Annotated in this window: 24 protein-coding genes; 13 read left to right on the forward strand and 11 right to left on the reverse strand. The window is 41.9% G+C overall.

Features of this window, described 5'->3' with window-relative positions; translation table 11 throughout:
* Positions 1-50 precede the first annotated feature (50 nt).
* On the forward strand, positions 51-1,616 hold the full coding sequence (locus tag BUE31_RS28210; protein ID WP_073407227.1) for a M28 family metallopeptidase: 1,566 nt from the start codon (positions 51-53) through the stop codon (positions 1,614-1,616).
* Positions 1,617-1,690: 74 nt separating this feature from the next.
* On the opposite strand, the gene BUE31_RS28215 is transcribed toward BUE31_RS28210, so the two are convergent.
* The 3 genes from BUE31_RS28215 to BUE31_RS28225 all read right to left on the reverse strand — a co-directional run bounded on the left by BUE31_RS28215 (position 1,691) and on the right by BUE31_RS28225 (position 4,272).
* On the reverse strand, positions 1,691-2,140 hold the full coding sequence (locus tag BUE31_RS28215; RefSeq protein ID WP_073407228.1) for an RES family NAD+ phosphorylase: 450 nt from the start codon (positions 2,138-2,140) through the stop codon (positions 1,691-1,693).
* A gap of 6 nt (positions 2,141-2,146) precedes the next feature.
* On the reverse strand, positions 2,147-2,653 hold the full coding sequence (locus BUE31_RS28220; RefSeq protein ID WP_083620467.1) for a type II RES/Xre toxin-antitoxin system antitoxin: 507 nt from the start codon (positions 2,651-2,653) through the stop codon (positions 2,147-2,149).
* Positions 2,654-2,871: 218 nt separating this feature from the next.
* A complete protein-coding gene (locus BUE31_RS28225; protein ID WP_073407229.1) occupies positions 2,872-4,272 on the reverse strand; it encodes an MBL fold metallo-hydrolase RNA specificity domain-containing protein in 1,401 nt (466 codons plus the stop codon).
* A gap of 346 nt (positions 4,273-4,618) precedes the next feature.
* Here BUE31_RS28225 and BUE31_RS28230 point away from each other — a divergent pair, with 346 nt between their 5' ends.
* From BUE31_RS28230 to BUE31_RS28245, 4 genes are all read left to right on the forward strand, one after another.
* The gene (locus BUE31_RS28230) at positions 4,619-4,990 is read left to right on the forward strand and encodes a BlaI/MecI/CopY family transcriptional regulator (protein WP_073407230.1); all 372 of its coding nucleotides are present in this window, start codon (positions 4,619-4,621) and stop codon (positions 4,988-4,990) included.
* Between the two features lie 2 nt (positions 4,991-4,992).
* Entirely contained in the window at positions 4,993-6,645 is a 1,653-nt protein-coding gene (locus BUE31_RS28235) for a M56 family metallopeptidase (RefSeq protein WP_073407231.1), read from the forward strand.
* Between the two features lie 165 nt (positions 6,646-6,810).
* Positions 6,811-7,212 carry a hypothetical protein gene (locus tag BUE31_RS28240; RefSeq protein ID WP_073407321.1) on the forward strand — a complete coding sequence of 134 codons (402 nt, stop codon included), beginning with the start codon at positions 6,811-6,813 and terminating at the stop codon, positions 7,210-7,212.
* A 150-nt stretch (positions 7,213-7,362) separates the two neighbouring features.
* On the forward strand, positions 7,363-7,773 hold the full coding sequence (locus BUE31_RS28245; RefSeq protein WP_073407232.1) for an SPW repeat domain-containing protein: 411 nt from the start codon (positions 7,363-7,365) through the stop codon (positions 7,771-7,773).
* Between the two features lie 60 nt (positions 7,774-7,833).
* Here the strand turns inward: BUE31_RS28245 and BUE31_RS28250 are convergent, their stop codons facing one another.
* Together BUE31_RS28250 and BUE31_RS28255 are read right to left on the reverse strand one after the other, a co-directional pair.
* Positions 7,834-8,148, reverse strand: coding sequence for a low molecular weight protein tyrosine phosphatase family protein (locus tag BUE31_RS28250; RefSeq protein ID WP_234997927.1), 315 nt, complete (start codon positions 8,146-8,148; stop codon positions 7,834-7,836).
* 74 nt (positions 8,149-8,222) lie between these two features.
* The gene (locus BUE31_RS28255; protein WP_073407233.1) at positions 8,223-8,753 is read right to left on the reverse strand and encodes a DUF4440 domain-containing protein; all 531 of its coding nucleotides are present in this window, start codon (positions 8,751-8,753) and stop codon (positions 8,223-8,225) included.
* 198 nt (positions 8,754-8,951) lie between these two features.
* Here BUE31_RS28255 and BUE31_RS28260 point away from each other — a divergent pair, with 198 nt between their 5' ends.
* The 5 genes from BUE31_RS28260 to BUE31_RS28280 all read left to right on the forward strand — a co-directional run bounded on the left by BUE31_RS28260 (position 8,952) and on the right by BUE31_RS28280 (position 12,799).
* Positions 8,952-9,287, forward strand: a complete 336-nt coding sequence (locus BUE31_RS28260; protein ID WP_073407234.1) for a tRNA-binding protein — start codon at positions 8,952-8,954, stop codon at positions 9,285-9,287.
* Positions 9,287-9,760 carry a nucleoside deaminase gene (locus BUE31_RS28265; RefSeq protein ID WP_073407235.1) on the forward strand — a complete coding sequence of 158 codons (474 nt, stop codon included), beginning with the start codon at positions 9,287-9,289 and terminating at the stop codon, positions 9,758-9,760. Before BUE31_RS28260 ends, BUE31_RS28265 begins: the two co-directional genes overlap by 1 nt.
* 206 nt (positions 9,761-9,966) lie before the next feature.
* Positions 9,967-10,578: a superoxide dismutase gene (locus BUE31_RS28270; protein WP_073407236.1), complete on the forward strand. Its 612-nt coding sequence runs from the start codon at positions 9,967-9,969 to the stop codon at positions 10,576-10,578.
* Positions 10,579-10,787: 209 nt separating this feature from the next.
* Positions 10,788-11,783, forward strand: a complete 996-nt coding sequence (locus BUE31_RS28275) for a quinone oxidoreductase family protein (RefSeq protein ID WP_073407237.1) — start codon at positions 10,788-10,790, stop codon at positions 11,781-11,783.
* 5 nt (positions 11,784-11,788) lie between these two features.
* The gene (locus tag BUE31_RS28280; protein ID WP_073407238.1) at positions 11,789-12,799 is read left to right on the forward strand and encodes a ferredoxin--NADP reductase; all 1,011 of its coding nucleotides are present in this window, start codon (positions 11,789-11,791) and stop codon (positions 12,797-12,799) included.
* Positions 12,800-12,971: 172 nt separating this feature from the next.
* On the opposite strand, the gene BUE31_RS28285 is transcribed toward BUE31_RS28280, so the two are convergent.
* From BUE31_RS28285 to BUE31_RS28310, 6 genes are all read right to left on the reverse strand, one after another.
* Positions 12,972-13,871, reverse strand: coding sequence for a hypothetical protein (locus tag BUE31_RS28285; RefSeq protein WP_073407239.1), 900 nt, complete (start codon positions 13,869-13,871; stop codon positions 12,972-12,974).
* A gap of 213 nt (positions 13,872-14,084) precedes the next feature.
* The gene (locus tag BUE31_RS28290) at positions 14,085-15,314 is read right to left on the reverse strand and encodes a family 16 glycosylhydrolase (RefSeq protein WP_073407240.1); all 1,230 of its coding nucleotides are present in this window, start codon (positions 15,312-15,314) and stop codon (positions 14,085-14,087) included.
* Between the two features lie 152 nt (positions 15,315-15,466).
* Positions 15,467-17,359, reverse strand: coding sequence for a glycoside hydrolase family 30 beta sandwich domain-containing protein (locus tag BUE31_RS28295; protein WP_073407241.1), 1,893 nt, complete (start codon positions 17,357-17,359; stop codon positions 15,467-15,469).
* A 681-nt stretch (positions 17,360-18,040) separates the two neighbouring features.
* The gene (locus BUE31_RS28300) at positions 18,041-19,525 is read right to left on the reverse strand and encodes a sulfatase-like hydrolase/transferase (protein WP_073407242.1); all 1,485 of its coding nucleotides are present in this window, start codon (positions 19,523-19,525) and stop codon (positions 18,041-18,043) included.
* A 134-nt stretch (positions 19,526-19,659) separates the two neighbouring features.
* On the reverse strand, positions 19,660-21,558 hold the full coding sequence (locus tag BUE31_RS28305; RefSeq protein WP_073407323.1) for a 7TM diverse intracellular signaling domain-containing protein: 1,899 nt from the start codon (positions 21,556-21,558) through the stop codon (positions 19,660-19,662).
* 238 nt (positions 21,559-21,796) lie between these two features.
* A complete protein-coding gene (locus tag BUE31_RS28310) occupies positions 21,797-23,029 on the reverse strand; it encodes a glycoside hydrolase family 5 protein (RefSeq protein ID WP_073407243.1) in 1,233 nt (410 codons plus the stop codon).
* Between the two features lie 211 nt (positions 23,030-23,240).
* Between BUE31_RS28310 and modA the strand changes: the two genes are divergently transcribed.
* The 3 genes from modA to BUE31_RS28330 all read left to right on the forward strand — a co-directional run bounded on the left by modA (position 23,241) and on the right by BUE31_RS28330 (position 25,603).
* A complete protein-coding gene (gene modA / locus BUE31_RS28315) occupies positions 23,241-23,987 on the forward strand; it encodes a molybdate ABC transporter substrate-binding protein (RefSeq protein WP_073407324.1) in 747 nt (248 codons plus the stop codon).
* Positions 23,988-24,317: 330 nt separating this feature from the next.
* Positions 24,318-24,989: a molybdate ABC transporter permease subunit gene (modB, locus tag BUE31_RS28325; RefSeq protein ID WP_073407245.1), complete on the forward strand. Its 672-nt coding sequence runs from the start codon at positions 24,318-24,320 to the stop codon at positions 24,987-24,989.
* On the forward strand, positions 24,986-25,603 hold the full coding sequence (locus BUE31_RS28330; protein ID WP_073407246.1) for an ATP-binding cassette domain-containing protein: 618 nt from the start codon (positions 24,986-24,988) through the stop codon (positions 25,601-25,603). Before modB ends, BUE31_RS28330 begins: the two co-directional genes overlap by 4 nt.
* Positions 25,604-25,695: the final 92 nt, after the last annotated feature.

Here is a 25,695-nt window from a genome sequence, read left to right on the forward strand (position 1 = left end):
AGAATTATTATAGCCTCCCCTAAACTGTAATATTTCAAAAAACTGATCGTATGAAAATAAAATTACTTTATTCCTGCCTGCTTTTGGCAGCTACTACCGGCGCAACGTTTGCCCAGGACACCCCCGACCCTGCAATGGTCCAAAAAATTCGCGAAGAGGGGCTTAACCATTCAAAAGTTATGGATATTGCTTTTCATTTAACTGATGCTTCCGGTCCGCGTTTATCCGGTTCGCCTGGTTTAAAACGTGCGCAGGATTGGGCCGTAAGCGAACTTAAAACCTGGGGTATGGCAAATGCCAAACGCGAAGCATGGGGCAAATTCGGCAAGGGCTGGGAAGTTCAAAAAAACTATATAGCCATGACGGTTCCTTACTATCACGCGCTAATAGCCATCCCTAAAGCCTGGACTCCCGGTACCAACGGCTCAATAAAAGGCGATGTGGTTTTGGTAAAGGCCGATACCCTTACAGACCTTGATAAATACAAAGGCACCTTAAAAGGTAAAATTGTAATATTTGATACCAAACCTGGCACTGAAAGAACCTTCAAAGCTGATGGCGTTCGTTATACCGATGAGCAGCTTGATGAAATGGCCAAAGCAAAATCACAGGCAGGCGGTCAGCGCAGAGCGGGTGGTCCAAATTCACCGCAGTTTGCAGCAGCGCAAAAAGCACGTGCCTTACGTACCGCAATTAATACCTTTTTACAGGGTGAAGGTGCGGGCCTTGTATTAACCCAGACGCGCGGTAGCGATGGTACAGTATTTACAACCAACGGCGCTTCATATGCCGATACTGCAAAAGCCGTATCGCCTGAGCTGGAAACCAGCGGCGAAGATTTTCAACGCATTTTACGCCTGGTTAAAGCAGGTGTAAAAGTAAGTGTGGAGGCTGATATTAAAACCCAATTCTTTACTGACGATCTGCAGGGATATGATGTTGTTGGCGAGATCCCCGGAACCGACAAAAAACTAAAAGAGCAAATTGTAATGATTGGCGGTCACCTCGATTCATGGCATGGCGCTACCGGCGCAACAGATAATGGGGCAGGGAGCGCTGTAATGCTTGAAGTAATGCGCATTTTAAAAGCGGTTAACTTTCAACCCCGCCGTACTATCCGTATAGCTTTGTGGAGTTCGGAAGAACAAGGCTTATTTGGCTCGCGCGGATACGTGCTTAACCACTTCGGCGACCCTAAAACAATGGAACTGAAGCCGGAGCAATCAAAAGTTTCAGCATACTATAACCTTGATAATGGCAGCGGTAAATTGCGCGGCATTTACTTACAAGGCGATTCGCTTGCTGGCCCGATATTTAAAGCGTGGCTGGAGCCGTTTAAAGATTTGGGAGCAACCACTGTTACCATCAGCAATACCGGCAGTACTGACCATGTTTCGTTTGATGCTGTTGGCATTCCGGGCTTCCAGTTTATCCAGGATGCGCTTGACTACGGTTCACGTACCCACCACAGCAACCAGGATACTTATGATAAGCTAAGCGAAGACGATTTGAAACAAGCTGCAACTATTGTAGCATCATTTGTTTACAATACATCACAACGCGATGAAATGATCCCGCGCAAAGAGCTGCCAAAACCACAGCCTCCGAGAAACTAAAATTTAATATTGAACACTGAATTCTGAATAACGAATGATGAAGTAAAATGGCTTCATCATTCGTTATTTTTTTGCTATAGTTTTATTCTGCTATCGAACACAAACGGCTGTGTTTTCACAATTTTTATCTGCCCGAAATCAGGGTGCTTTGGGTTGATGAGGTAATTAACTTCTTCACTTACTATTGATGATGGCACCTGCAATATAGCCGATCCGTTATTCTTTACCCATTCTTCACCAATTTTTTGTGTTAAATACATTTGGTCAAAATCAATCCAGTTTGCGGGCAGGCCTTTTAATGGGATGGTTTCTATTTTAATGGCATCAGGGCATTCAATAGTTAAAATATTAAATACCAGGCTCAACCCTAGTTTATCACGGTGAACAACATTTTCAAGGCAAGCCAGTGAACGCGACGCCGCCGTATAGATCATTTCAACGTCATTAGGGTTCCACCGTGCGGCCCTGCCTGATGCAATTAACTTGCCTGAATATTTGGCTAATGTTATCCTGTAAACCAGCATATAAGCTTAGGCAAGATCACCAAACTCAATCCGGATCAGCTCTTCCTCTATGAGTTGGATGCCTGTAATTGTATCCATCAGCTCGAAAGGCAGCTGGTTGCCAAGCCCGTAGGCAGGCGTATTAAGCCATTGATGAAAACTACGTGCCGAACCAAATATTTCAGTGCCCTTATCAAAAAGCGCAAATGATTTTAATAGTTTTTCACTGAGGGCCGCATCAAGGGTTAGTTCGCGGGTTACGTGATTTTGGATGGTTTTAACAGTAGTTTTAAATGTTTCCTGGAACTCATCCTGGGTAAACCCCGAAAGGGAAAGAAAATCAAGAGCTGCTTTGGCGTGTAATCCCTTTTTTGAACGTGCCAGCAGGCTGATGTCATTATCATAAAACGGCTTATATACATTATAAGGCACTTCAAAATCCTTAAAAACAAATATTTCAACAGGCTCAGTAACGTAAGGTTTTGGCTTGTTGAGTTTTGCTTTTGGCGTATCGGTGTGTTTTTTTGTTGCCATGATATTATTCCCTCACACAAACATAGAAATTTTTCCAAGAAAAAAAGAAATTTTTCCAAATTTTGTTTTGGAATTATACAAATGGCAATGTTAAACTAATAAATCTCTGTGCTGCTCTGTGTTTTCTCGTAGCGCGCTTTGTAGTAAAAAATTTACCACAGAGTTCACTAAGTAGTCGCAAAGTTCACGGAGATTAAATACTAAGTATAAAAGAACCTTTAAATTTCTACCCTTTGATGCTGATAAGGGATCTCTACCGTTGCAAAACCTTTATCTAAAATGCGTTGCCTGAAATGCTGCTGAACCTCGTATTCGCCGTGTACCAGGAAAATCTCTTTTACTTTTTTAGGATCCTGGCAGCTGATAAAATGCAGCAGGTCTTCATAATCGCCATGTGCGCTCATTGATTTTATGGATTGCACTTCGGCTTTTACCTCATATTTATCACCAAAAATAAACACCTCATCGTCACCGCGCAAAAGGTGCCCGCCTAACGAGCTTGGCTCACAATAGCCTACCATTAATATGGTGCATTTTTCGTTACCGATGTTGTTTTTAATATGATGCTTAACGCGCCCGGCTTCGGCCATGCCAGATGAAGAAATAATTACGCATGGCGTTGGATCATCATTTAGCGCCTTTGATTCTTCGGTTGATTGGATAAAACGTAATCCCTTAAATCCAAACGGATTGGCGTCAACTTTTAAAACATCGGCCACCTCCTTATTGTAAACTTCGGGATGGTTCATTAATACGTGTGTTGCTTTTTCCGAAAGCGGGCTGTCAACGTAATAATGCAGATCTGGCAGTGTACCTTTTAGTTCAAGTGCGTTTAACGCATATAATATTTCCTGGGTACGCCCTACGCTAAAAGCAGGAATTATCAGCTTGCCTTTCTTTATTTCGCACGTATGTTTTATAATCTCAAGTAATGCATCCTCAATAGCGCCAACATCCTTATGTAAAGAGTCGCCATAGGTTGATTCCAGTATGATATAGTCTGCCTGCGGAAAAGGTTGCGGGCTTTTTAATAACATATCGCCGTAACGGCCCACATCGCCGCTAAATGTGATCTGAGTTTGTTTTCCATTTTCGGTTATTGACAGATTCACGGCCGCGCTGCCAACTAAATGTCCGGCATCGGTAAATTTCAGTTTAACTGATGGGGTTATTTCATATTCCTCGTTATAATCAACAATTTTAAATAGTCGCAGGGCTTCCATGGCTTGTTCTTCACTATACAAGGGTTCAAGCGGCGGCTGGCCATTTCGTTTTCTATGTTTATTGCTGTACTCTGTATCCTGCTCCTGGATCCTTGCCGAATCCATTAAAAGGATCTTTGCCAGGTCCATTGTTGGTGCGGTACAAAATATTTGCCCGTTAAAGCCTTCGGCCACAAAGCGTGGAATTAAGCCGCAATGATCAATATGCGCATGTGATAATACCAGGTAATCAACTTTTTTAGGGTTAAAGCCAAAATGTTCATTTAACTCTTCTGTATGTTCCCCCATTCCCTGGAACATGCCGCAATCCAGCAAAATAGCGGTTCCGTCATTTAATCGTATTAAATGTTTGCTGCCGGTTACGTTACGCGCGGCGCCGTGGAAAGTTATATTCATTTATAAATTATTGTATGCTTTAGGTTTAATCGAAAATAAATAATTAAAATAAATGTTGGCAAACTAATATTTTAGTTGTAGCTTTAATTGTCATTTAAATTATGAAGGTAATAATATTAATGGCATTATTGTTTTTAAGTATAGCTACAGGTATTCAGTAACGCGTTGCAACATTTAAGGTACTGCAAAAAACAGTTTAACCGCTAATGTATTGAACAGGCAATATATGAACGCCCCTGATACTGATAGTAATAAAAACGCAAATAATTATAACTTAAAAATAAATGCTGATACAAAGTTTGCCTGATTCGGGCCGGCTATTTACCAGGACTAAAACCCCAAGTGTATGGAAATTAAAGAATTAACACGTGCCGAAGAACAGATAATGCAGGTGTTGTGGCAGCTAAAAAAAGGATTTGTAAAAGAAGTGATCGATGTGCTTCCTGAACCTAAACCGGCTTATAATACGGTGTCAACCATTATAAGAATATTGGAAGCAAAAGGTTTTGTTGGGCACACGGCATTTGGCAAAAGCCACGAGTATCACCCCGTAATAAGCAAAGAACAATACCAAAACTTTGCTACCGATAAGTTAATGAACGGCTATTTTGATAATTCGGTAAAGCGCATGTTCTCGTATTTTGTGAAAAAAGAAAAGATAGACTTGAAAGAGGCCGATGAGATAATGAAACTGATTGAAAAACTAAAAGATAAGTAATTATGACCGGGTGGCATTATTTATTGCTGGTAAATATTTACCTGCTGCTGTTTTACGGATTTTATGCTTTGCTGTTACGCAAAGAAACCTTTTTTCAGCTTAACCGGGTTTACCTGGTAGCCGCATCCTTGCTCTCGTTTTTTATCCCTATGATCCAGTCAAATTGGGTGCAGAATTTATTTATCACAAAACAAGTACAATTAACCATATACAGCAGCCCTTTGGTTGTTTACCAGTTTAAGCCGATACAGGATACGCAGTTAACCATTGGGCAGCTATTAGTGTTTATTTATTTGGCAGGGATGATATTTTTAGTGGGGCGATTTATTTGGCAGATGATAGTGCTTAAAAAATTAATAAACCAGCCTAACTCGGCTATTGCCTATTCATTCTTTAAAAAAATAAAGCTTGCGCCCGACCAAGTGGATAACCATGTAATAGCTGCTCATGAACATGTTCACGCAAATCAATGGCACTCTGCTGATGTATTGCTGATTGAAGCGGTAATGATCATTAACTGGTTTAACCCGGTGGTTTACCTTTATCGCTTTGCTATAAAACATATTCATGAGTACATTGCCGACAGGCAGGCGCTACAATCAGGCTCCAATAAAAGTGATTATGCTTTACTGCTTTTAAGCCAAACCTTTAACACGCCCGTACATCAGTTAGTAAACCCGTTTTATAACCATAGCTTATTAAAACAGCGGATAATAATGCTGCAAAAAAATAAATCTAACAGGATCGCTCTTATTAAATACGGGCTGTCGGCACCTTTGTTTATTTTGATGCTTGTACTATCGTCAGCAACCATCAGCAACAGTAAAACAATAAATCTTGTTAATAAAAAAGCCGAGCAGGTTTTTTTAACCCCCGCCGCAGCTATCCAGCCAAACATTATACTTGATAGCAGCACCATGGTGCATGATAGTGCTATTGAAGTAAAAAAGGAACCGGAAATAATAAAAAATGGAGATCAATCAATAACAATAGATAGCGTCGGGGCGAAACCCAGCCCTGTATTTACATCGGTTGAGCAGGTACCGCAGTTTCCGGGTGGGATAGATGGCTTTGTTAGTTACATATCGAGAAATATAAAGTACCCTGCAAATTCACGTGATAAGGGCATACAAGGAAAGGTGATAATTAGCTTTATAGTGGAACAGGACGGAGCATTATCTGGCGTTCATGTAACGCGAGGTGTTGCAGATGACATTGACAAAGAAGCGTTAAGAGTAATAACAGCATCACCAAAATGGGAGCCGGGAATCCAAAACGGAAGAACTGTAAGGGTGGCATATTCTGTACCTATTTCATTTGCTTTAGATGGATCAAACGGCTCCGTTATTGATAAAACCAATGATCAAAACGATGCTAGAGGTACTCAAAGGCTCTCGCTTGCTGCAATAACTTCAATTGTTTCCAAAACCGATACAGGTAAAAAAAAGGCTGAATTTAATATCAATTCTCTTTCCGGAAAACCTTTATATGTGCTCGATGGCAAGGAAGTGGATGACTTAGCCACTATAAACCCCAATGATATAGAAAGCATCTCGGTACTAAAGGATGCAAGCGCAACATCTATTTATGGTGTTAAAGGCGCACATGGAGTAGTTATAATTACAACAAAGAAGGGACTTAAAGATAAGACTTAAAGATAAGTTAAAGGTCCCCGTGGCAAAAGAACCTGAAACAAAACAATAGTAGAGACATATCAACTTAAACTTAGTGGCGGCCGTAATTTTATGGTTGCCATTTTTTATTTGCGGGTTTTTGTTTCTTTATATAAATCTTTACATTTATATAAAAATCCTATCGCAATGAACTGGAAACTCATCTTTCAATTATCAATTTTTGGGTTGATAATGGCCTTTGGCACCGTATCCCTCATTCCTCAAAATGTTGAACCCGCCTTTTGGCTGGTGATATTTATTTTTTGTGCATGGGTTATTGCTAAAGCATGTGCGGGCAAATACTTTTTGCATGGCTTTTTTACGGGCCTGGTGAATTGTATCTGGATCACGGCTGTCCATGTGTTTTTTTTTCAAAAATATATTGCCGGTCATAAACAAATGGATAGCATGATCACAGATATGCCCGCATCATTTTCAACCCATCCGCGTGTGGCTATGGCCCTTGCCGGCTTGGGCTTTGGCATATTATCGGCCATTATATTAGGTCTATTTGCATTTATAGCCTCAAAAATTGTCGAAAAAAAATAGTCATTTAAAGGGCTCCGTTAAAAAAACACCCATCATGCGAATAATTATAAAGAAATGGGTTTTAGATAAATTCAAAATTTATACCTTTGAACACAAATATCCTTGTTAAGATATTTATTTAAATAAAACATCAAAAAGTATAATAAAAATATGAAGCCCTTTATTTCAACAGCAGTATACGGAGTTTTAAATTATATCGTAGCCCTTACACTTATTGCATCCCCATGGCTATTCGGATTTGTTAATGTCTCAAGCGCTGCATTGCTTTTACCGATGTATATTGGATGGTTGCAATTAATAATGGCTATATTCAGTAATAACGAAACCGGGTTTATAAAACAATTTCCTTTAACTATCCATCATGTGCTTGATGTATTAATGGGCTTTGTAATATTGGTATCGCCATGGTTATATACATTTGCATCAAAAGTATTTTGGCCGCAATTAATATTGGGCGGTCTTTTATTCTGCATGGGTTTATTCACCAAAAAGTCGCCTTTTACTACCAGGAACCCGCACAATCATTCAGTAGGTTTTTTAACTTCTACTGATTCAAACTAGTACAGCGTTAAAGTCTAAAATATTTAAAGGCGTATAAATTGATGTTTATACGCCTTTTTTTTATAAGTAGCCTTCCAGCGCCTTTTGCAATATTTCTACCAGTGCTGAATCTCCATAGGGATAGAGGTCTTCAATATCAAGCACCACTAATTGTTTGCCGTAAATAATATAGCATTGCCTAAGCAATTCTTTATGCTTGCGTTCCATTACAAATATCACATCTGCCCAATCAACTAGCTTCTGGTTCACTTTTATTCGTGCCTTGTCACTTGTTCCGGCAGAGCGGGCTTTATGAATAGCGTGGTTTTTAAACAGCATTTCGGCAGTGGGGCTGCGCCATTGGTTTTTACTGCAGATAAAAAGAAGATTAGACAATAAATAAATTTTTATAAGGTACTATTTCCCAACTCTTATTTCTTGCATCTTGATTCTTGTTTCTTACCCCTCACCTAATAATCCATCCCTTTTTCGGGCATCCAGGCCTGGCTCTTTATCAGCCACTTATCGTTTATCTGTCTTAATACAAAAGTAAAGGCCCCCCTTGCCGAAAAATGGGCCTTACCGGGTAAATCACCAGTATAGTTCACCGGTACAACTACATAAACGTTATCTGCATTTTGCTGATAAACCTTTACCGGCTCAATTGTGCCGGCAAATTTGGTAATACGAAAGTCTTTTACCGCTTTTTCAACAGCATTTATCCATTGAATACCTGCGGTTGGGCCATTCCATGAATACGGGGGCTCATCATCAGCAACTACAGCATTGGGCGTATATAAATTGGCCACTGCCTGAACGTTGAAATCATTAGCAGCATAAATGGCCTTCCTGACAACTTCCATTACATCGGCATTGGGAATAGTATCGGTAGTGGTTATAACTTTCCTGTTAATATTAAGGTGATACGGCTTTTTAGCATATGAAAACCTGCTTAACGCAAGTAAACCAAAGATGGAAACAAGCAGAATTTTTTTTATCATGGGTTTAATTGATAGCTATCCGCTTTTTCTAATTTAAAAAATCACCTGAATGTTATATATCCGGTATTTATTCTCCGAATATAAAAAAAGGATTTGATGTCTAAAAGCACAAAAGTTATCAAAGATAATATACAATAATTAAAAAAATAAAAACCACTTATGAATGGCAGATTTGTATGAGGTTTATAACTTTGCACCATGGAAACCATTACCTGGCATGATTTTGAAAAAGTAGAGCTGCATGTTGGGACAATTTTAGAGGTGGCTGATTTTCCCGAAGCCCGTAAACCGGCCTATAAAATTAAAGTTGATTTTGGTCAGTTTGGTATAAAATGGTCGAGCGCGCAGATTACTAAACACTATACAAAAGACCAGTTGCCGGGCCGTCAAATTCTGGGGGTTATAAATTTCCCTAAAAAACAAGTAGCAAACTTTATGTCGGAATTTCTGGTTACAGGGTTTGCCGATGAAAACGGCGACATTGTTTTAGCAGCAGTAGAAAAGCCTGTCCCCAATGGCAGTAAACTAATATAATGAGGTATATTAATTTTGGTGAAGAGCCAACCGTATCACCCGATGATTTTTTTATGAACGAGGCGCTAAAGGAGGCCAAAGCTGCACTTGCAGCAGATGAGATCCCTATCGGTGCTGTAGTGGTTTGGAACGGGCGCATTATAGGCCGTGGACATAACCTTACCGAGCGGCTAAATGATGTATCGGCACATGCAGAGATGCAGGCCCTTACAGCTGCTGCAAATTCAATGGGGGGTAAATATTTAAAAGACTGTACTTTATACGTAACCATGGAGCCATGTGTAATGTGTGCAGGCGCATGTTACTGGTTTCAGCTTAGCCGTATTGTTTTTGGCGCTTATGATGTTAAGCTGGGTTTTGGCCGCTTAAATCAAAAAATAACCCATCCCAAAACACTGATAACAGGCGGCATCCGTGAAAATGAATGCTCCGAATTGGTAAAGGATTTTTTTAAGGCGAAGAGGGAGAAATAGTTAGCAGTTTGTAGTGGGCAGTTGGCAGCAAAAAAAATCAGTTAAACCTGCCAACCGCCAACTGGGCACTGCCAACTTCACCTTTCGGCTATGAACTATGAACCATCAACTATGAACTACCAAACAAATGACATTTATAAGAACAATTATCACCTTTAACACTTTATATTTGTTACATACTATCATTAAACATTAAACTAATCATTATGGCTTTTACACTACCGGCGTTATCTTACGCTACCGATGCCCTTGAACCGCACATTGATAAACTGACCATGGAAATTCACCATGGAAAACATCACCAGGCTTATGTTACCAACTTAAACAAAGCGTTGGAAGGCAAACCTGAAGCCGATGGCAGCATTGATGATATTATAAAAAATATTTCAAAGTTCCCGCCTGCTGTACGCAACAATGGCGGTGGCCACTATAACCACAGCTTATTCTGGACATTGCTTTCGCCAAGCGGCGGCGGCGAGCCAACAGGTGCTTTGGCAACTGCAATTAGCAGCACTTTCGGTTCATTTGCCGATTTTAAAACAAAAGTGCAGGAAGCAGGCGCAACCCGTTTCGGATCAGGTTGGGCTTGGCTTATTGTTACTGCCGATAAAAAATTAGCTGTTACATCAACCCCAAACCAGGATAACCCTTTAATGGATCTTCCCGAAATAGTAAAGGGCACGCCAATTTTAGGTATTGATGTTTGGGAACATGCTTACTATCTGAAATATCAAAACCGTCGCCCGGATTATTTAGCGGCTATTTGGAACGTGATCAACTGGAACCACGTTGCTGAGTTGTACGCAAAAGCGGTATAGCCCCCTAACCCCCTAAAGGGGGAACTTGAATAACATTGCGGCAGTTTCTTTTAGATACTGCCGCTTTTATTTACACTTGTCATTGCGAGCGCAGCGTGGCAAGCGCAAACTTTACAGAGCGGACAGAACGGTGTAGAATCTGCAAAGCGGAAATGCATTATTCGCGATTGCCACGCTGCGCTCGCAATGACATAAGTTAGTAATTTACTATGAAAGCAATAGTCCTCGAAGCTCCCGATAAACCGCTTGCATTTAAAGAAGTTGACAAGCCCACCCTTGCCCCGGGCGAAGCACTGGTAAAAATAAAAGCCGCTGCCTTAAACCGCCGCGATTACTGGATAACCATTGGCAAATACGCCGGGATAAAATATCCAACCATCCTCGGCTCAGATGGGGCCGGGATTGTTGCCGAAGTTGGCAGCGATACTGATAAGCATTTGATAGGTACGGAAGTAATTATCAATCCCGGTTATGGTTGGGGTAACGATCCAAACTTTCAGTCGGATGATTTTAAAATTTTAGGCCTCCCTGCCGATGGTACCTTTGCTGAATATGTTAAAGTGCAATCACAGCATTTACATGTCAAACCTGCACATTTAACCTGGGAGCAGGCTGCAGCAATTCCGCTGGCAGGGTTAACGGTTTATCGCGCTTTATTTACAAAGGGCAAGGCAAAAAAAGGCGATAAAGTATTAATAACCGGAGTTGGCGGTGGCACAGGCGCTTTTGCATTACAGTTTGCCCTTGCCGCAGGCTGCCAGGTATTTGTAACATCCGGGTCGGGCGAAAAAATTGACCGCGCCAAACACCTCGGCGCATCAGCCGGGGTAAATTACAAAGCGCAGGACTGGGCCGAACAACTGCATCACCTTGCCGGTGGCTTTGACGTAATAATTGACAGTGCCCTGGGTGATGGATTTGCCAAACTGCCTGATGTTTGCAATCCTGGCGGGCGTATAGTGGTTTTTGGTGGTACGGCAGGTAATATTCCTCCATTAAACGGCCGCAAGATCTTTTGGCGACAGCTGCAGATAATAGGCACCATGATGGGTAATCCGGATGACTTTAAGGCAATGGTTGATTTTGTAAACGAGCACCAGATAATCCCCGTTGTTGACGAGGTATTTTCATTGGCCGACGCTGCAAAAGCAGTGCAAAAAATGGAAAGCTCATCGCAGTTTGGCAAAATTGTTTTACACGCCTAACCCTTATGCTTCAGTTAAAAGTTGAAGCCATAAAGTGGGAGCTGCCTGATACGGCTACCTTCTCTTTAAAAGAAACATCCGGCAAAAAAATCGGCTATAATGCCGGGCAGTTTATTACCCTGGTATTTACTCATCATGATGAAGAGATCAGGCGGTCATACTCCCTGAGTTCATCGCCCGATGAAGAGTTGCTTTCCATAACTGTTAAACGGATAGCCAATGGCGAAATTTCCCGCTTTATGCTCACCAAAGTAAAGCCCGGTGATATTTTAAGCGCGGTTGAACCGGCAGGAAGGTTTACCATAACTGATTTTGAATCCGAAAAAACGATCTTACTGTTTGCAGCGGGCAGCGGGATAGTCCCTGTATTTTCGCAATTAAAATATGTGCTGGGCCGTAAAGGAAACAGCAAGCTCACACTTATTTATAGCAATTTGAATGAGCGTTCAATTTTATTTAAGGATGAACTTGAGGCTCTTTTACAAAAACATGCTGACAGGTTTAAGGTCATCCATCAGCTAAGCAGCGAAGCCAACAGGCTGAATAACCTTGTAGTTGAAAGATTGGTGCGAAGTGAGGTAAAGTACAATTTATCCAAAACCGAAATTTATACCTGCGGCCCTTTTTCCTACATGCGCATGATCAGGCTTACCCTGCTTTACATGGGCCTTGAATCCGGCCAAATCCGCAAAGAAAATTTTGTGCTCGAAACCATCCCTGTAACAGCAACTGAAAAAAGCTATCCACCCCGTAACATCCGAATTCACTTCAAAAATGGAATACATGACCTGGTGGTTGGCGAAAATCAATCCATACTACAGGCTGCTCTGCAAAATAACATCCAGCTGCCCTACAGCTGTCGAGTTGGCGATTGCTCAACCTGCGCCGCCATATGCAAAAGCGGAAAAGTGGAGATGGTAAAAAACGATGTGTTAACAGATGCCGACCTTGCCGCCGGCTGGATACTTACCTGTACCGGGCATGCTTTGACGGATGATGTGGTGATTGAATACTGAATTGCGCATCTAAAGCCAAAACATGCACACATTTTTGAATATGCTTTTTTTTGCCTTGTAGCAACACTTAATAAGCCAACGTAGGTACTTCATTTTATATAAAAAGTAAATGGCTCATCGGGTAATTTGAATGGCAAACACATCTTTCAAGACCTGTAAATGACCGAAAGCTTCATAAGCCCAAAACCACTCCGCCAACAATCCGGTACCCATTCCTCGCCACCCTATTAAGCTGCGTTTTATCAACCTGGCCTGATGATAAATAAAGCTGATCCGTACCATTCCCTGTTTGCCAGCTGTAGTAGCCGTAACCAAAACTTAACCCAATATTAGGGGTGAGATTATAAACTAGACGTGCAGCAGCATTTATACCATAACCTTTTGCGGCATGGCGATAACTAACCGGGTGTTGAAACTCATTGATCAAATTCCAGTCGCCTTGTGCGCTGTAGGTTACCTGGTTATAAGTAACATCGGCAGTCAATTTTAAAGCACGCCAGATTTTTACGGATGATGTTGCTTTTATAAATGGCCCTTTCCACCGCGTATTATAGCTGCTGTTAAGACCCGGGAACTGCCCGGTGAGGTCTACAATATAAAGCGATTGCGTACTGGCGCCATAGCCAATATAGGGGATAAGGCTAAACAGATTGTTATTAAAAATAACGTACCCGGCTCCGGCATTCCATGCGGAAACAGATCCTTTATTATCGCTGAAATTTTCCTGGTAGGTTGGTTGAGTGCGATTATCGCCGGCATAATCCATATCGCTCACACTGCCCGATCTTACATTTACCCGGTTATATTCTCCTAACAAAGAAAACCTGCGCCAGAAATTCCACTGCAGGGCGCCAGAATAATTTTGACCGCTAACATTTTTCCATTTAAGTTCAGAAAGCACATTTGGGCTTTGCCCGTTTATGTTCCCTGCAATGTCCCAATGAAAATCTTCCTGTTGGCGGCCGGTTGATAATGATAGCTGGAGTTTTTTTTCGAGATCCTGCCCATACCCTGCGCGGATGCCAAAAATGATAATTAAAGCTAAAGGGTAAAATTTTATCAGTCTTTTCAATTATATAATTATTTATCACGAAGAAGAAGAGCCTTTAATTGGCTTTATTAAACCAGCACATAATCTACATACATTTTAGTATAATACAGGTGGAAAGATGTAAGAAATCAAGAGTCAGGAATCAAGACAGAAGGTTTTAAGTTTCTTTTTATCCTGATTCCTGACTCTTGATTTCTTGATTCTTGTCTCTTGACTTCTTAATTCTATTCTTTCTTACTGGTTCACCTTAAATGCTTCCCAGCCCGAAGCCGTGGTACGGGTACAGGTCATAGGCTGTGTGCCATTCTCTGATGAAACAAATTTGCCATTGCTGCCCTGCAGGGTAATGGTACCATCGGCATTAGTGCCCCAGGTAAACGTTTCCCAGGCACCTACGCTGGTACGGTTACAGGTAATTGCCATTGTGCCGTTTTCTGATGATACATATTTACCCATGCTTTGCAGTGCAACTTTGCCTCCGCCTTCATCAACCACTGAAAACTGCTCCCATGCGCTTGCAGTCGGGCGGTTACAGTTCATAGCCTGTGTGCCGTTTTCGCCGCTTACATAGTCATTATTAAAGCCTTTGAGGGTAATGGTTTGTCCGATTGGCGGGCCTGTTGTTGAAGTACCTGCTGTGTATACATGCACATAATCAACATACATGCTTGCAGGTAATGCGCCTGTGTTTACAGTTTGGCCCGGGAAATCACCTGCTACCGCAAGGTTAAGTATGATGTAAAATGGAAGATGGAACGCGCCTGTATTATTGATATTGTTCTGAATATTCCCGGTAACATACAGGGTATTATCAACATACCAGCGGATTTGGTTGGTGTCCCATTCCACTGCATAAACGTGATAATCTGTTGGTGTTGTGGTTGTGTTGAGGCCGTAGCTTACATGCCCGCTGCCGCCGTTCCAGTGCATGGTGCCATATATGGTATTACTGGTATTAACCTGCTCCATAATATCAATTTCGCCGCAGCTTGGCCAGCCAACGGTACCAATATTAGTGCCCAGCATCCAGAAAGCCGGCCAGCTACCCTGAAAAGCCGGCAACTTGATCCGCGCTTCTATCCTGCCATAAGTAGCGGAGAATTTGCCTGCGGTCTCTAATTTACCAGATGTGTATGGCTGCCCACCCACGCTCTGATTTTTTGCGGTAATAACCAGGTTGCCGCCTGTTTCGGTAACATTGGATGATTGATAATATTCCTTCTCGTTATTAACGTTTGGGTTGCCGTTGTCGATGTTCCATTTCGAGCCGTCAACGCTGGTGCCGTTAAACTCATCTGACCATACCAGCTGCCACGTAACTGCGCGGGCTTCGGTAGTTTTTGCCACATCAGTAGTTTGGATTTTTGGCTGATTGTTGCTATCCTTTTTACAGGAAACAATCATGCTAACCAGCGCCAGTACTATACCGGTGCGGGTTAAAAAGTTTAAAATTGTTTTTTTCATAATTGTTTGGTTTAGTATAATAAATTGGTTAGTTGTATGGGAGAGAGTCAAGAAATCAAGAGTCATGAATCAAGATAAAACAGTGCGCAGGTTTTTCCTGGTTCTTGACTCTCTTCCTCTTGATTCCTGACTCTTGACTTCTTAGATCTATCCTACTGATTTACTTTAAACGATTCCCATCCCGATGCAGTAGTTCGGGTGCAGGTCATCGCCTGTGTGCCGTTCTCGCTCGAAATAAAATCATTGTTGCTGCCCTTAAGGGTTATGGTGCCATCAGCATTTACACCCCAGGTAAATGTTTCCCAACCGCCAAAGCTTGCGCGGTTACAGGTAATAGCCATGGTGCCGTTTTCGCTGGATACATATTTACTCATGCTTTGCAGTGCAATTTTGCCATTGCCGGCATCAACAACTAAAAATTGCTCCCAGGTGCCTGCTGTGGCGCGGGTGCAGGTCATGGCTGTGGTGCCGTTTTCGCCGCTCACATATAAATTGTTGAACCCTTTTAATGTGATAGTTTGGCCAATTGGTGCTCCGCCTCCGGTACCGCTTGATTGTGTGCCGGCCCATTTAAAAGTGGCAACAGCGCCTGCCGGTAAAGTGTAGGTAAATGATTCAGCGCCCCATTTAATTTTAAATGTTTGGCTTGATGATGCTGTGTTTAGTGCCACTATAACTTTAGTGCCGTCAGGATTTTTAAAGGCTACGTTCTGAATGCTAGCCGAAAATGTATTTGATGAAATGCGCACTGCACCGGCCTTTACAAATTCAGACGCATGCGCTACGGTATAGTAAGCCGTATTGCGTGTATAGTTGTTGCCTGAAATAGTTACTGCTCCCTGGCAATTTGAACATCCGCCAGAAGTATGCGGGTTATAATTCGGATCGGCGGCCAGGTTCCACTCTAAAACCACGCGGCTCCAGTTACGCGGGGCGCCAATAATTAAATTGTTAACATGCCATGAAAGGTCGCCGCCAAAACTGCCCGGGCCGCCTATGTATTGTTCAGTAAAATAAACATTTTTGGCTGGGTAAGCATTATGCACAGCTGTTAATGCGCTGATATCACCGGCATATAAGTGGAATGCTGATCCATCAACATACGGGTTGGCGCCTGCATCGGCAAAAACAGCTTCCGGATAGCCTGGCTGGTCGCAATTATGATCATATGCAATGATCTTGGTACTGATGCCGTTTGCCGCAAACTGCGGACCTAAATTATTTTTAATAAAGTTGGCCTCCTCGTTTGACTGCATGGTCATGGCCGGGTTATTATAGGGGTTTAAAGGCTCGTTTTGTGGTGTTACGGCATAAATATTTATCCCCTGTGCCTGCATCGCCTGTATATATTTTACAAAATAACGGGCATAAGCATCGTAGTAGGCCGTGTTTAAGTTGCCGCCGGTAAAGCCGCCATTGCCGGTTGTACTGCTTTTCATCCAAACAGGTGCTGTCCACGGGGTAGCCAATATTTTAATAGCCGGGTTTATGGCTACTATCTTCTTTAAAACAGGTACCAGGTCGGTCATTTCCTGGGTAATGTTAAAGTGAGTAAGATTAACATCCGTTTGCCCTGATGGCATATCATCATAAGTAAAGTCAGAAGAGCTTAAGTCTGATGCACCTATGGTAATCCGCACAAAGGCCGAACCAACGTGCCCTGCGGCTGTTGAAAATATATCATTCAAAAAAGTGCTTTGATTAGCGCCAAGCCCGTTAATTAATGATGCGCTGCCACCTGTTAAACAATAGCCAAAGCCATCAATAGTTTGATAGCTTGTGTTTTCATCAACTGTAATGGTTGTTGCATTTGTACCGGCGTCTGCAGCAAAATTAATGCTGGTTTGCTGCGCTAGTAGTTTGCTTTGATCTGATGTGGTTTCCCAAATGCTTACGGTTTCGTTAGCCGCCCTTGCTACTGTGGTGCTTGCAGTACTTGCCAAGTTGGGCGCCGGTTTAGAAAGATCTTTTTTGCACGAATAAAACAGCAATGCAGGCAGCATGATCAATGCGGCAAGCAACTTTAAATGGTAAATTGTTTTCATAATAATTGGTTATAGTTAATTGATTTGGTTTAGAAGTATAACCCAATTGAACTATTGTCGTGTCAATTACAATTGACGCTTAGTCTTGAGTCGAAAGTCTTAAGTTCTAAGTCAGAAAAAAACAAAATCTGACTTAAGACTTGTGACTCAAGACTATTGACTTGACACCACCACCGCCGGATTAAATCATCCGCAGCAATTAACTTATGCTTAAAAAAATAGCGGGCAAATTAGCCATAAGGCTAAGCAGCATTTTAACTTTTTTTGGTACACGGGCAGACGTTTAGTTTATATTGGTATTACAAAGCTATGTTAATTAATATTCAAATTCCAAATATATTTTAACATAAATAACTGATTAGTAGCTAGTTGTAATAGAGTCAATACGCTTTAAACACATGGTGTATTTTGTACAAAAAGGGGCTTTAAAATGTAACAGGGCAGGTTTTTATATTTTGGAAGGATAATAATGATACGCTTGCTTCACAGTTAAGTTTGAAGAAAGTCGGGAAAGTCCGGAAGTCGGAAAGTCCGAAAGAAGCTGCAGGTTGAAGTTATTAAGCCATTAATAAAAAAGACCGAAGAAAAAGCCTTTAGCGAAACTTACGAAGTTTTTAAAACTCGTAAGTTTTACTCATACTTTTCTTTCGGTCTTCCGGACTTTCCCGCCTTTCGGACTTCCTACGAACGCACCAACAGCTTTTCTCTTTCCAGTTCTTTTAACTGCTGTTCTAATTCTTCGCGTTTGTGCTGGTGAAGCGGGTCATAGGCGAGGTTATTCATCTCATCCTGGTCATGAATAAGGTTATAAAGCTCATATTGATTTGCATAGGCACCCATGGCGTCAAAATAATAACTGTATTTCCATTCTGCTGTTCTGATAGTGCGTACGCGGTTAGCGGCATTTACCATTGATGGCTTGTTATTAAGGCCGGCCTTTGTATCGTCAAATGCAAACAAAATGCTATCCTGAACTGATGTGCCATCTTTTACAATAGGTAACAAGCTCACCCCGCGCAGGCCGGAGGGCACCATCCTTACATTAGCAATTTCGGCGATGGTTGGCAAAACATCTATAAGTGAAGCCAGGTGCATTGAGTTTTGAGGCCTTTGTTCGTCTTTAAACAAAATAGGGTTTGAGATCACCATAGGGATGCGGATCGTTTCCTCATAGGCATTAAACATTTTTTGGCGCAGCCCGCCATGTGCAAGCCCCATTTCGCCATGGTCCGACGTTTGGATCACAATGGCGGTATCAGCAAGGCGCGTTCCGTCATGCGCGGGTTTGTACAGCTCATTTGTAAAGTAGCTGATCTCCGTGTCGATCTTCGAAAGCAGGTATCCATAAAAATTAAGGTAATTAAGCTGGTCTTTTTCATCTTTCAAATTGCCCAACCCTGCTTTTTGTACCTGTAGTACGTCAAACTGCGCCACCGGCTTTTTATTTTCCAGCAGGTTCTCGTCAATGCTTGATGGCAGGCCTATTTGGCGCCCTGCCCAATTTTTTTCATCGTATCCGTATGTTCCGGCGGTTTTCGGATAAGCCAGCAGATCATGCGGGTTTACAAGCGAGAGGATCATGCAATAAGGCGTCATATCATTATTTGCGCGCCTGGCTTTTACTGTTTGCAGGTAGTCTATCGCTTCTTTTACGTAGCGGGCATCGTGGTTGGCATAACCTCCTCCAAAGTTCAGCGGGTTTGTATCCTCGCCCGAATCAGGCGGTGCCCAGCCCATAGCACCGTACAGCGCTACATCTGCCGCTACCAGTGAAGCATAAGTTGTTACCCCTTTGCTTAAATGCCATTTACCGCGGTACTGCACATCATAGCCCTCGCCCTGCAGCATGTTCATAATGTTGGGCATGGTATTATCCAGCTCACCTTCTGCCGGCGAATAATTACCCAAAGCAGTAAGGGTTTGCGTAACACCATGCTGTGCCGGGTAAGTGCCGGTAAGCAGTGTGGCCCTGCTTGGCGAGCACATACAGGTGTTGCAAAAAGCCCTGTCGAAGCTAAAGCCATTCTTTTTCAGGAAGGTAAGATTTGGGAGGTTTTCTTCTTCCCAACCAGGCGGAAAATGTTGTGTAGCGCGTTGCTGATCGGTAATTATGATAATAATATCAGGGTGTTTACCAACCTTTTCAAGATTTTGTTTGAAGCTCATATATTGTGATTTTGGGTTACAGGTTATTACCCAAAACTAACAAAAGTATAATGAGAAAACAAGGCAGGAGTCGTCTTTTCCTCTAACATCAATCTTCTTTTTCTTCCTAATCTCTAACCTCTGGCCTCTAATAACTATTCCACCACCAGTCTGCTCCACCCTTTATCCCCGGCGTTTTTAATCTCTTTCTTCCTGCTTTCCATCACCTTTTTTATGCGCGAGCTGTAGGCCCAGCAGGTACTTTGGCGAATAGAAAGGATTTCGGATAATTTGTGCGATGAGATCTTCCCTTTGGTTGAGTACATCAAAAAGATCATGTAAAAAGCTTTATTAATTGGGATACGGGTATTTTGTAAGATAGTATAGGCAATTACCGATTCTTCATAGCCGCATTTGGAACACCTGCGACTATAGGGCAAATGCCCGTGCCCGTAATGGGTGTTGCCACATTTGCGACAGCCATATCCGTTTTCCCATTTCAAATCCGACAGAAATTTAAAGCAGGTTTCCCTGTCGGGATAGATCTTGCTGAACTCTTCAAAATCAACCTCGGCCGACATTACCCTGTCATGACTGATCTTTTCAATATCCTGGTGCAAAATTGTATTGTCCTGCTCCAGCAACACATTCATCCTGGAGATTTCTTCGGCCTGTTGTTTTAACAGGTCGTTAACGGTTGTCAGCTCTTCATTTTGCTGCTCAATCAGCGTTGATTTTTCAACCAGTTCTTTGGTGCGCTCCTGTACTTGCGCCTCTAAGTTTTTATTCAGCGCATCCTTTAGCTCTTCATTTAATTTTAACTGCCTTATTATGTGCAGCTGCGCCTGCTCTTCCTGTTTTTTTAACAGGCGTACTTTATCGCCAATGGCAAAAGATATAAATACCATCTCCATTATAAAGCAAAAGCTTAAGCTGTAATAGGCAGAGGCAGTTACCGGCAGCCACCATAAGTTTAAAGCTATTAATGCTTTTACAACAAAACCGGTTAATAAAAACAAATAGCCGATAACAAAAAAGCGCGCGGCCCTGTATCCATTTATTAACACATAACAGCCTGTAAAAAAAGCCAGTGTTAAAGGTACTATCTCAATTATCTTGTAGCTGAACCAGTTTGGGTTAACGGTTAAGCAAAGCACAAAAAATAGTGATCGCAAACCAATAACCCACCATACCAGTTTGTTTAAGCGTGGGGCATTAACTTTTAAATTCAGCAGGCTTTGCGCAAACAGCACCGAAAATATACTTGCTGAAAACAAAGCAACCCCATAGGCATTATGGTTCCACATAGGCGAGCCGGGCCATATGTATTGGTAGGCAATACCATCGGCACACATTTCATAAAGGCCGATGCTGAGGTTATATGCTATATAATACAAGTATTGCCTTTGCCGCATAGCAATAAACATCATGAGGTTATACAGCCCGAAAACCAGGATCATTCCGTAAAAAATGCCGAAGAAAAAATACTCATCAAGCGCATAGCTTATAAACCAGTTTACTGAGCGCAACACCATAATAACATTTACAGGCTGGTGCGATTTTATGCGGATATAATAAATGTATTCGCCACTGAGGCTGTTGTTAAGATTTAAGCTAAAGTTTTTGTGCTGATAAAACCGGGCCGAAAATGGCCTGCTGCTGCCAAGTAAGGTGGCTGTGTAATTATAGTTTTTATCAGGTGAATATACTGTAATGCTGTCAATGGTCTGGTCAAAAAATTCCAGGATCCAGTTATTCCGCGATTGGGGATTGTGATTTATTTTAACCCGATACCAATAAGCAGTGCCTGGTTCAGCGGTTATGGGGGTAGCCTGTTTGTTAACCTTAAATTTATTAACAAATGCACTGCTTTTTATCTGCGCTATACCAAGTGCGCTGTGTACGTCCTCAAAACAATCAACCTCATTAAACCTGAAAATTTGCTGTTTTAATTTATCGCTGATGTTAACGGCAACCTGTGCTTCGGCGGTAATTGCTGTAAGCAGCAAAAACAAAATGGGGGGTATATAAAATCTCAGTAAAAGTTTATTCATGCGCACAGGGTCATTGCAATACTTAAAGGTTTTTATAAGCATTACAGTTTATAACGGATTGGTTCCGTTAAGCAAGATAATATATTTCTTTTCTTAATCCTATTAAGAGTGGATTTTACAATTAATTGTTGAGGTAAAAGTGAAAAGCTGAAAGCCCCAAGACCAAAGCTTAATTGCCTTTTGCTTTCCCCTTTTTCGTCATTCCTTTTTGCTTTCAGCTTTCCGCTCTCCTCCTCCCTTAAGGTACTTTAAATCCCAACGCCTCTATATATCCTTTATTTGGCTTACAATTTTCAAATTTGCTGTTGTTTAAAAATGCATATAGTGCTTTTATTAATTGTGCGCGGTCTTCGGGTGCGGCCTTGCGGATCTCTTCAAAAGTTGAACGGGGTTTTTCGGTGTACTCAATTAGGTTATCGTAGCCGGCAGGTACATCAAAGGTGATAATGCCGGCGGTATTGTCCAGTTTTTTATAAGGCCAGTAATGCCAGCCGATGTTATTTTTCTCTAACAGGTCTTTAAATGTTTTTACCCATTCATCCTTATTTTCGCCGGTTTCGCCGCAGTAAATGGGCACGTTGTACTTATCCCTGAAATCTACATAATCCTGGATCACTTTCTGGGTTGGCTCCGTCCAGTATTTATGGAACTGGTAAACCAGCTTTGAATCAAACGGCGGACCAAACACTTTAAAATTACTATCCCATTGTGCACCGCCTAAAAACAGGATATGATTTTTATCAACCATACGGATCGATTTAGTGATCTCTTTATACAGCGGTTCCAGGTATTGATTGAATTCTTCGGCCTTAAAATAAGTAGCAATAGGCTCGTTTAACAGATCATAACCCATAACTGTTGTTTCATTGGCATAATGCGCCGCTATCCGGTGCCAAATATTTATGGTTAATTGTTGGCTAGCCTTGCTTTTAAACAAAAATGGATATCCATAGCCATCGTCAATATTATCACCGGTTTGACCGCCAGGTGCGGCATGCATATCTAAAATAACATATAAACCTTCTTTTTTGCACCAACCAATAACCCTGTCAAGCAGCTCGAATCCACGGTTAGGATTGTTCTGACCCATATAGCTTTCCGCTGTAAACAGGCGGTAATTAAAAGGGATCCGGATAGAATTCATCCCCGATGCTTTTAAAAAGTGGATATCGGCTGCGGTGATATAAGTGTCCTGGTATTTTTCCCAGAAAGCCTTTACATCTTCGGGGCCTAATATTTCTGCCAGGGCCTGATTGATCAGCTTTGGCGAATTAACGTTTTTAAATTTAAACATATAGCCTTCGGGCACCAGCCAGTTACCCAGGTTTGTGCCCCGCATTAAAAAAGGTTTATTATTGGGGCCAATAACCTCCTTCCCTTTCACTGTAATGAACTTACCGGTTTGGGCTTTTAAAATTATTGGAGCTATAAACAGCAATAAAAAAGTGAGGATTTTTCTTAACTTATTCATATTGATACAGGAAATGGGAGGTGTATAATTTGATTTTGTAAGCTAATATAGTATTATTAACTATTATCAATTACATACATTTGGGCGAAGATTTTTTCTTTAAATACCGGCTCAAATTTTTTGATACGCTTTAATAACAACGTATATTAACACTGCATTAGCTATTTAAATAAAAAAGTAAATGCGCAGTAAACATTTTAATACCAATAACATGAAACGAATAAAAATTTTAGTAGCAGTATGCATATTTTGTATCTCACCTGCATTTGCTCAAAATTTGAAGGTGGCGGTAGCTGCAAACCTGCAGTCGGTTATAAAAGTATTGCAAAGCGATTTTAAAAGTAAAACGGGCATTATGATCGAGCCGATAGTAGGCTCATCAGGTAATTTGACCAACCAGGTAAAAAACGGTGCGCCTTATGACGTGTTTTTATCTGCGGATATGACCTTCCCGGAGCTACTTTTTACGGAAGGGTTCAGCGCAAAAAAACCAGTAGTTTATGCACAGGGCAGTCTAATTATCTGCAGTAGCCAGGATATAGGTTTTGAGAATTGGGAAAGAGTGTTGCTTACAGAAAGGGTAAAAAAAATAGCCATTGCCAATCCGGCTATAGCACCCTATGGCAAAGCTGCCGAAGAGGCCCTGAAGCGTAAGGGGATTTTAGACAATATTCAATCAAAAGTCGTCCATGGCGAAAGCATCTCGCAGATAAATACTTATATCACCACCGGGGTGGTTGAAGTGGGCTTTACAACGCAGGCGCTGGTTAAAGATCCTGCCAATAAAAACCCGCTGTACTGGAAAATCATCGACCCTAAATTATATGCCCCTATTGAACAGGGAATGGTAATATTGAAGCATGGAGCTACCAATCCTGATGCCGAAAAATTTTATCAATACATTTTAGGTCCGGCGGCGAAAGCTGTTTTTGAGAAATATGGGTATCATGTTCAATAGTAAAAAAGCATGGGGCTGTGCGGTTCTCCTCTTGAGAGGGGTGCAGGGGTGTGTTCTTCCATTGCTTACCTCATTCCCTGTCCTGCGGCGGGCTGTGAGGACACAGCCCGTAGGATTCCAGATATCGATGGGTTTTAAACTCCGTATGTTCGAAATGTACTCCATTAATGAATTTGCCATATTTCGCAGGCCTTCGACCTGCGCTGTTATATGTCGCCCTTTCAGGGCTTGGATGCTACAGGCTTTTTTTAAAGCCCTGAAGGGGCTAAACGCGTCAGCGCAGGTCGAAGGCCTGCGCGCAGATGATGTTTTTTTAAATCTTCCTTTAAAATGGATCTAACTCCCATATATCTCACCTTAAAATTAGCAGGCATAACAACCCTGTTATTGCTGCTTACCGGCTTGCCGGTTGCGTGGTGGCTGTCAAGGGGGCGGTCGTTTTTTAAAATAATGCTTGAAGCTATTATAACCATGCCGCTGGTCCTGCCGCCATCGGTGCTGGGTTTTTATTTGTTGCTGGCTTTTAGTCCGCAGCATGGTATTGGCAAATGGTTGCAGCATACGTTTGACGTGCAGTTTGTATTTTCATTTAAAGGATTGGTGCTGGCATCTGTTATCTACAGCATGCCCTTCATGATAGGGCCTATAAAATCGGCATTACAGCAATTGCCGGTCTCCCTTTCGCAGGCATCTTATAGCCTGGGGAAAAGCAGGTGGCAAACTTTTATAAAAGTGCTTTTGCCCAATATAAAGCCATCGTTATTAACGGCAATTGTATTAACCTTTGCCCATACTCTTGGCGAGTTTGGCGTAGTACTAATGATAGGCGGCAACATTCCCGGCGTTACCAGGGTGGCATCCATTGCCGTTTATGATTCAGTTGAGCAAATGGATTATCATACCGCCAATGTATATTCGCTCATCCTGTTTGCCATTACTTTTGTTTTGGTGATAGCCGTGTTCATCTTTAATAAATACCAGTTAAAAAGCCCTTTGGAATGATCAGCATAGATATTGAGAAAAAGCTAAAGGCTTATAAAGGGCAGCAGATATTGCGGGTGAAAGAGCAATTCCCAACCGGCAGTATTACCAAAATTTACGGCCCTTCTGGCGCCGGTAAAACCACACTTTTAAAAACTATTGCCGGGTTTACTAATCTCGAAAAAGGTAAAATTGTAGTTAATGATATAACCTGGTTAAATACGGATCAAAAAATAAACCTGCGACCTCAAAAAAGAATGGCCGGATTTGTTTTCCAGGATTATGCGCTGTTTCCTAACATGACTGTTTTGCATCACCTTGAATATGCAACAAATGACAATGCATGGATAACCCGCTTATTGGCCATAGGAAAGCTGGAGCCATTTGCAACCCACAAACCCGAATACCTTTCAGGTGGACAACAACAGCGCTTAGCCATTTTAAGGGCGCTGGCCATTAAACCAAAATTGTTGCTGATGGACGAACCATTTTCGGCCTTAGACCCCGAAAATAAATCGGCTTTGATTGCTGAACTGAAGGTGGTTTTTGAGGAACTGGGCACATCCGTATTGATTGTAACCCATAATCCGCAGGAGTTGGACGGGCTGACGGATAGAGAACTGAGGATACACTAATTTAAGAAACACTAATTGCACGAATTTATTCGAATTTCACGAATTGGGGAGGGTAGCTGATTAGAACGAATTTTCACGAATCGAGTTTGTGC

Origin of the sequence: Mucilaginibacter sp. OK098 (assembly GCF_900142915.1) — a bacterium.
GTDB lineage: Bacteria > Bacteroidota > Bacteroidia > Sphingobacteriales > Sphingobacteriaceae > Mucilaginibacter.

What these genes read in the sequence shown, in the direction of transcription:
- BUE31_RS28280 (WP_073407238.1), top strand. Translation starts at nt 11,789, where the DNA reads ATGCTTCAGTTAAAAGTTGAAGCCATAAAGTGGGAGCTGCCTGATACG.
- BUE31_RS28245 (WP_073407232.1), top strand. Translation starts at nt 7,363, where the DNA reads ATGAAGCCCTTTATTTCAACAGCAGTATACGGAGTTTTAAATTATATC.
- BUE31_RS28260 (WP_073407234.1), top strand. Translation starts at nt 8,952, where the DNA reads ATGGAAACCATTACCTGGCATGATTTTGAAAAAGTAGAGCTGCATGTT.
- modA (WP_073407324.1), top strand. Translation starts at nt 23,241, where the DNA reads ATGAAACGAATAAAAATTTTAGTAGCAGTATGCATATTTTGTATCTCA.
- BUE31_RS28295 (WP_073407241.1), bottom strand. Translation starts at nt 17,359, where the DNA reads ATGAAAACAATTTACCATTTAAAGTTGCTTGCCGCATTGATCATGCTG.
- BUE31_RS28330 (WP_073407246.1), top strand. Translation starts at nt 24,986, where the DNA reads ATGATCAGCATAGATATTGAGAAAAAGCTAAAGGCTTATAAAGGGCAG.
- BUE31_RS28300 (WP_073407242.1), bottom strand. Translation starts at nt 19,525, where the DNA reads ATGAGCTTCAAACAAAATCTTGAAAAGGTTGGTAAACACCCTGATATT.
- BUE31_RS28230 (WP_073407230.1), top strand. Translation starts at nt 4,619, where the DNA reads ATGGAAATTAAAGAATTAACACGTGCCGAAGAACAGATAATGCAGGTG.
- BUE31_RS28215 (WP_073407228.1), bottom strand. Translation starts at nt 2,140, where the DNA reads ATGCTGGTTTACAGGATAACATTAGCCAAATATTCAGGCAAGTTAATT.
- BUE31_RS28240 (WP_073407321.1), top strand. Translation starts at nt 6,811, where the DNA reads ATGAACTGGAAACTCATCTTTCAATTATCAATTTTTGGGTTGATAATG.
- BUE31_RS28255 (WP_073407233.1), bottom strand. Translation starts at nt 8,753, where the DNA reads ATGATAAAAAAAATTCTGCTTGTTTCCATCTTTGGTTTACTTGCGTTA.
- BUE31_RS28225 (WP_073407229.1), bottom strand. Translation starts at nt 4,272, where the DNA reads ATGAATATAACTTTCCACGGCGCCGCGCGTAACGTAACCGGCAGCAAA.
- BUE31_RS28235 (WP_073407231.1), top strand. Translation starts at nt 4,993, where the DNA reads ATGACCGGGTGGCATTATTTATTGCTGGTAAATATTTACCTGCTGCTG.
- BUE31_RS28275 (WP_073407237.1), top strand. Translation starts at nt 10,788, where the DNA reads ATGAAAGCAATAGTCCTCGAAGCTCCCGATAAACCGCTTGCATTTAAA.
- BUE31_RS28290 (WP_073407240.1), bottom strand. Translation starts at nt 15,314, where the DNA reads ATGAAAAAAACAATTTTAAACTTTTTAACCCGCACCGGTATAGTACTG.
- BUE31_RS28265 (WP_073407235.1), top strand. Translation starts at nt 9,287, where the DNA reads ATGAGGTATATTAATTTTGGTGAAGAGCCAACCGTATCACCCGATGAT.
- BUE31_RS28220 (WP_083620467.1), bottom strand. Translation starts at nt 2,653, where the DNA reads ATGGCAACAAAAAAACACACCGATACGCCAAAAGCAAAACTCAACAAG.
- modB (WP_073407245.1), top strand. Translation starts at nt 24,318, where the DNA reads ATGGATCTAACTCCCATATATCTCACCTTAAAATTAGCAGGCATAACA.
- BUE31_RS28305 (WP_073407323.1), bottom strand. Translation starts at nt 21,558, where the DNA reads ATGAATAAACTTTTACTGAGATTTTATATACCCCCCATTTTGTTTTTG.
- BUE31_RS28270 (WP_073407236.1), top strand. Translation starts at nt 9,967, where the DNA reads ATGGCTTTTACACTACCGGCGTTATCTTACGCTACCGATGCCCTTGAA.
- BUE31_RS28210 (WP_073407227.1), top strand. Translation starts at nt 51, where the DNA reads ATGAAAATAAAATTACTTTATTCCTGCCTGCTTTTGGCAGCTACTACC.
- BUE31_RS28310 (WP_073407243.1), bottom strand. Translation starts at nt 23,029, where the DNA reads ATGAATAAGTTAAGAAAAATCCTCACTTTTTTATTGCTGTTTATAGCT.